The 5170-nt window shown below is 61.0% G+C and carries 8 protein-coding genes; all 8 read right to left on the reverse strand.

What is annotated here, in order from left to right:
* A partial coding sequence (map, locus tag VGY55_03670) for a type I methionyl aminopeptidase (protein HEV2969063.1) occupies nucleotides 1-779 on the reverse strand: 779 nt, incomplete at its 3' end.
* A 39-nt stretch (nucleotides 780-818) separates the two neighbouring features.
* Nucleotides 819-1382, reverse strand: a complete 564-nt coding sequence (locus tag VGY55_03675; GenBank protein ID HEV2969064.1) for an adenylate kinase — start codon at nucleotides 1380-1382, stop codon at nucleotides 819-821.
* A 59-nt stretch (nucleotides 1383-1441) separates the two neighbouring features.
* Complete coding sequence (secY, locus tag VGY55_03680; GenBank protein HEV2969065.1) at nucleotides 1442-2770, reverse strand: preprotein translocase subunit SecY; 1329 nt, start codon at nucleotides 2768-2770, stop codon at nucleotides 1442-1444.
* Between the two features lie 61 nt (nucleotides 2771-2831).
* On the reverse strand, nucleotides 2832-3329 hold the full coding sequence (rplO, locus tag VGY55_03685) for a 50S ribosomal protein L15 (GenBank protein ID HEV2969066.1): 498 nt from the start codon (nucleotides 3327-3329) through the stop codon (nucleotides 2832-2834).
* On the reverse strand, nucleotides 3326-3781 hold the full coding sequence (gene rpsE / locus VGY55_03690) for a 30S ribosomal protein S5 (GenBank protein HEV2969067.1): 456 nt from the start codon (nucleotides 3779-3781) through the stop codon (nucleotides 3326-3328). Before rpsE ends, rplO begins: the two co-directional genes overlap by 4 nt.
* 158 nt (nucleotides 3782-3939) lie before the next feature.
* The gene (gene rplR, locus VGY55_03695; GenBank protein ID HEV2969068.1) at nucleotides 3940-4308 is read right to left on the reverse strand and encodes a 50S ribosomal protein L18; all 369 of its coding nucleotides are present in this window, start codon (nucleotides 4306-4308) and stop codon (nucleotides 3940-3942) included.
* Nucleotides 4309-4406: 98 nt separating this feature from the next.
* Nucleotides 4407-4952 carry a 50S ribosomal protein L6 gene (gene rplF / locus VGY55_03700; protein HEV2969069.1) on the reverse strand — a complete coding sequence of 182 codons (546 nt, stop codon included), beginning with the start codon at nucleotides 4950-4952 and terminating at the stop codon, nucleotides 4407-4409.
* Nucleotides 4953-4983: 31 nt separating this feature from the next.
* On the reverse strand, nucleotides 4984-5170 hold a 187-nt coding region (rpsH, locus tag VGY55_03705), incomplete at its 5' end, for a 30S ribosomal protein S8 (protein HEV2969070.1).

Raw genomic sequence — 5170 nt, forward strand, 5'->3', positions numbered from 1 at the left:
CAGCCCTTTTCCGCAAATATCGCCAATTCCTCCGGCGTCGGGGGGCCGGTCAGAATCCACGTCCCCTCCTCCGTCAGGGCGATCGTATGCTCGAAATGAGCGCTGGGGCGGCCATCTTGCGTCGATTGGGTCCAGTGGTCCGGCATCGGCTTGGTCTTTTTCGTGCCCATGTTCACCATCGGCTCGACCGCAATCACCAAACCCGGCTCCAAGCGGAAATCGTTGTTTCGCCGCAATTGCGGGCTGACGAAATTCGGGACTTGCGGGTCTTCGTGCATTTGCCGGCCGATGCCATGGCCGACAAAATTCTCGACCACCGTAAACCCCGCGTCGCGGACGTACGTGGCCATCTCGCGGGCCACCTCGCTCCAGCGGCTTTTCTTTCCCATCAAATCGATCGCCAAATCGAGAACGCCGCTCGTGATATCGAGCAACCGCTGCACTTCGGGCGAGACTCGGCCGACCGGATGCGTGATGGCCGCGTCGGCGCACCAGCCCTCAAGCTTGCAGCCGGTGTCGACGCTGACGATATCCCCCTCCTTAAGCGTTCGCCGGCTCGGAATCCCGTGTACGACCTCCTCATTGACCGAAATACAGGTTACCGCCGGAAATGGAATCTTTCCCGCGACCCCTTTGAAAAGCGGCGCGGCATGGTGATCGCTGAAATACTTGTCGATCACCGCGTCGATCTCGGCCGTCGTCGCGCCCGGCCGGACCACCTCGGCCGCCAGCCGATGCGCATTCCAAACAAGAATGCCGGCGCGGCGCATCTGCAGCATTTCGCGGTGGGATCTTAAATGGAGCACGCCACGACCAGTTTAGTTCGACTCCGGCGCATCGAGCGCGGCCAGGATTCTCTGGAAGACTTCTTCGGGAGGTCCCTCGCCGTCGACCGAGCGGAGCAAGCCCTTCCGGCCATAATAGTCGATTAGCGGCTCGGTTTTGCGGCGGTAGGTTTCCAATCGTTCGCGAATCACCTCGGGGCGATCGTCGGCACGACCGCGGCCCGCCAACCGCCGCACGAGCGATGGATCGTCCACCTTCAACTCGAGCACGGCGTCCAGCGGCAAGTTCTCCCGAGCGAGCAGAGAGTCCAATGCCTCGGCCTGGGTCAGGGTCCGCGGAAAACCATCCAACAGGCAGCCTCGGGCGCAATCGGGCTGAGTCAGGCGGCGAGCGACCATCGCCAAAATGATCTCGTCGGGAACCAGGCCGCCGCGATCCATGAATTTGGCGGCTTGCAGCCCCTCGGGGGTCTGCCGTTGGACCGCGTCGCGAAGCATGTCTCCCGTCGAAAGGTGAGCAATCGACAGCTTCTCGATCAAGCGCTCGGACTGGGTCCCTTTTCCCGCCCCTGGCGGACCGATGAAGATTATCCGCATGGCGGTCAAGGCCTCTCGCTGAACTCGCCTCTTCGCCGGGCGCCAGCCGGCGCGAGGCGTTATTCCAATAAACCCCGATAATTGCGCATCACCAGGTGGCTGTCGATCTTCTGCACCAGATCGAATGCGACGCTGACCACGATCAGCAGCCCCGTGCCGCCGAAGAAGCTGGCCACGTTCGGATCGACTCCCATCACGTTGCTGATGATGGTGGGCGTGATCGCCACGATCGCGAGGAATCCCGCCCCGACGTAAGTGATCCGGACCATGATTCGCTCCAAGTGGTCGGCGGTTCGCCGGCCGGGACGGTAGCCTGGAATGAACGTGCCGAAGTTCTTCAGGTTGTCCGCCATGTCCTTGGGGTTGAACGTGATGGCCGTCCAGAAGTAGCAGAAGAAATAAATCAAGACGACGTACAACACGTTGTAGACCAGTGAGTTGTAACGTGTAAACACGTTGGCCAACGTGTCCCACCCCGCGTACTTGAAGATCATTTGCGGGAACAGCAACAAGCTGCTGGCGAAGATGATGGGCATCACACCCGCTTGATTCACCCGCAACGGCAAGTACTGGCGGCTGCCGCCATAGACCTTTCGGCCGCGCACGGCCTTGGCGCTTTGGGTCGGAATGCGGCGCTGCCCCTGCGTCATGAAGACAACCCCCGCCACGATCCCAATAAACAATAGGATCAATACCAGGACCACTTCGATCCCCTTCTTGCCGCTTCCCCCGCCCAGTTCCAAGGTCACCTGGTTAATCATGGTTTTGGCGGCCGGCGGCATGCGAGAGAGGATGCCCGCCATAATCAAAAGGCTAATCCCGTTGCCGATCCCGAATTCGTCGATCTGCTCCCCCAGCCACATCAAAAAAATGGTCCCGGCGGTCATGGTCGCGACGCTGACCAGAATCCAGCCAAATGAGATCGAGCCCGGATCGCTGGGATTCTCAAGAAAGCGCGCGGCGATCAAATGCTGGCCGATCAGAATCCCGCGGACATAGAGCCAGCTTTGGAACAGACAGATCACCACCGTGGCGTAGCGGGTGTATTCGTTGATTTTCTTCCGGCCGCTTTCGCCTTCCTTTTGCAACTTTTCGAGCGGCGCCCAAACGCTGCCCAAAAGTTGGAAGATGATCGAGGCCGAAATATAGGGCATGATGCCCAGTCCGAAAATCGTGACGTAGGTCAACTGGCTTGCGCTGAATGTGGCGACCGTGTTTAGAATACCGCCCAGGGCGCTCCCTTGAGCGAACGTATTCATCTTGGCTTGGTCGACGATCGGCAGCGGAATCCACCAGCCCACGCGGTAGATCGCCAGAAACACCAGCGTGATTAGAATCTTCTGGCGCAGCTCGGGGATCGTGAACACGACCCGGATTTTTTCGAACATGATTCGCTCCGTCGAGTTCAGGAGGCCGTCGGCAGGAGGCAGTCGGCAGTCAAGTTAATTCTTAGGGGCTCCTGTCAACTGTCGACTTCTTCTTCTTCACCACCGGCGCAGGCAGCGCCAGCACCACGGCTTCGGCGCCGGCCTGCTGAATCTTTTCCAATGCCGATTTGCTGAACTTGTGGGCCGAAATCTTGAGGGGCTTGGTGAGTTGTCCGTCGCCTAGGACTTTCAGGAAGTCGTAACGTTCCTTGACGACTCCTTTCGCTCGGAGCGTTTCAGGCGTGACCTCCTCCCCGGCCGCGAACACAGCGTCCAGCCGGCCCAAATTGACCGAGGCGATGGTCGCCCCCCAACGATTATGAAAGCCGCGCTTGGGGATCCGCCGGACCAGCGGCATGCGCGCGCCTTCGAAGACAGGATGGGCCGACCAGCCGGCCAATTGGCCCTGCCCCTTATGCCCGCGGCCTGACGTCTTGCCGCGCCCGGAGCCGGGGCCGCGGCCGATTCGCAGCCGCTTCTTGTGCTTATGAATTCCGCGATGGACATCGTGCAGGTTCATGTCAGCGAAACTCCCCGCAACCGCTCGACTTCGTGGCGAGTGCGCAATTGCTTGAGGGCGTCGAGTGTGGCCTTGACCAAATTAACCGGGTTGGTCGAGCCGTAGCACTTGGTGAGCAAATCGTGAATGCCGGCCGCTTCGCAGACGCTGCGGACGGCCGCCCCGGCAATCAGGCCCGTGCCCGGACTGGCAGGAATCAGCACGACGCTTCCCGCCCCAAAATGCCCCTTGACCGCGTGTGGAATCGTGCCCCCCTCGATCGGAATCTCGACTAAGCTGCGGCTGCCGTCTTTGACGGCCTTTTCCACGCTGGGCGGCACTTCATTGGCCTTTCCGTAGCCCCAGCCGACCTTGCCCCGGCCGTTGCCGACCACCACCATGGCCGCGAAGCTGAACCGCCGCCCTCCTTTCACGACCGCGGCGCAGCGCTTGATCTTGATTACCTTGTCGATGAGTTCTCCGCGGGTCGATTCGCCACGACCGGAATCACCGCGCCGCGAGTCACCGCGCCGGGAGCCACGCCGGGATTCGCCGCCAGATTCGCCGCCAGATTTGCCTTGACCGGATTCTTTCGCCACGGGAGCGATCTTTCACTAAAGGTGTAAGTGTTTCAAAAGCTGAGGCCCGATTTGCGGGCGGCTTCGGCCAGCGCGGCCACGCGGCCGTGAAACTGGAACGAGCGGCGGTCGAAGCAGACCTTAGTCACTCCGGCCGCGACCGCACGCTCGGCGACCGCCTTGCCGACCGCCTCGGCAGCGCCCTTATTGCCGCCATACTTCACCGACTCTCGCAATTGTTTGTCGCTGGTGCTGGCGGAAACCAAAGTGCGTCCGGCCGTATCGTCGATTACCTGGGCATAGATGTGCCGATGGGTGCGGAATACGCAGAGCCGGGGGCGCTCGGACGTTCCGCGAATGCGCTTGCTGACGCGGAAGCCCCGACGCAGCCTCTGATGGGCAATGGCCTTTTGATGGTTCATGGCACTAGTCGACCGCGGCGCGAACGCCGCGGCTAATAGGTCAAATCTCAGATCCAGATTTCGTACTTTGTACTTCGCCCTTCGTACATGCTTCGTGCTTACTTCGTAACCGTCTTGCCGGCCTTGCGGCGGACTTGCTCGCCGTCGTACCGGACTCCCTTGCCCTTGTACGGCTCCGGCTTCCGCGAGGATCGGACCTCGGCGGCAAACTGACCGACCGCCTGCTTGTCGATCCCCTTGACGACAATGTGCGTCTGATCGGGGCAAGTGACCTTGAGTCCGGCCGGAATCTTCAGGTGGACCTCATTAGCGAACCCGACCCGCAATTGAAGCACATCTTTCTGGACGGCCGCCAGATAACCGACCCCTACGACCTCCAATTTCTTTTCGTAACCTTGCGTGACTCCGACGATCATGTTGCGCAACAGGGCGCGGGTCAACCCGTGGTAGGCCTTGGCTTGGCGGCTGTCGTCCTCGCGAGTCACCAACATGCGTCGGCCCGCCTCGTCGAATTGCACCTTCGTTTCCGGGCGAAACTTCCCTTCGAGCTTGCCCAACGGCCCTTCGACCGCCACGCTCTCTCCCGAGACGCCGATTTTCACGCCGGCCGGTACGGGCACAGGTATTTTACCGATCCGAGACATCCGAGAATCCCCGCGCTAATTCGAATTCGTTCTACCACAACTCGCAAAGCACTTCGCCGCCGAGTTTGCGTTGTCGCGCCTCGCGATCGCTGATCACTCCGCGGCTGGTGCTGAGGATCGAAATCCCCAGGCCGTTGAGGATCGGCTTGAGCCGCGCCGCGCCGCGATATACGCGCGACCCCGGTTTGCTCACGCGCTTCAGGTGACGGATGACGCGC

It is taken from the genome of Pirellulales bacterium, from assembly GCA_035939775.1.
Classification (GTDB): domain Bacteria; phylum Planctomycetota; class Planctomycetia; order Pirellulales; family DATAWG01; genus DASZFO01.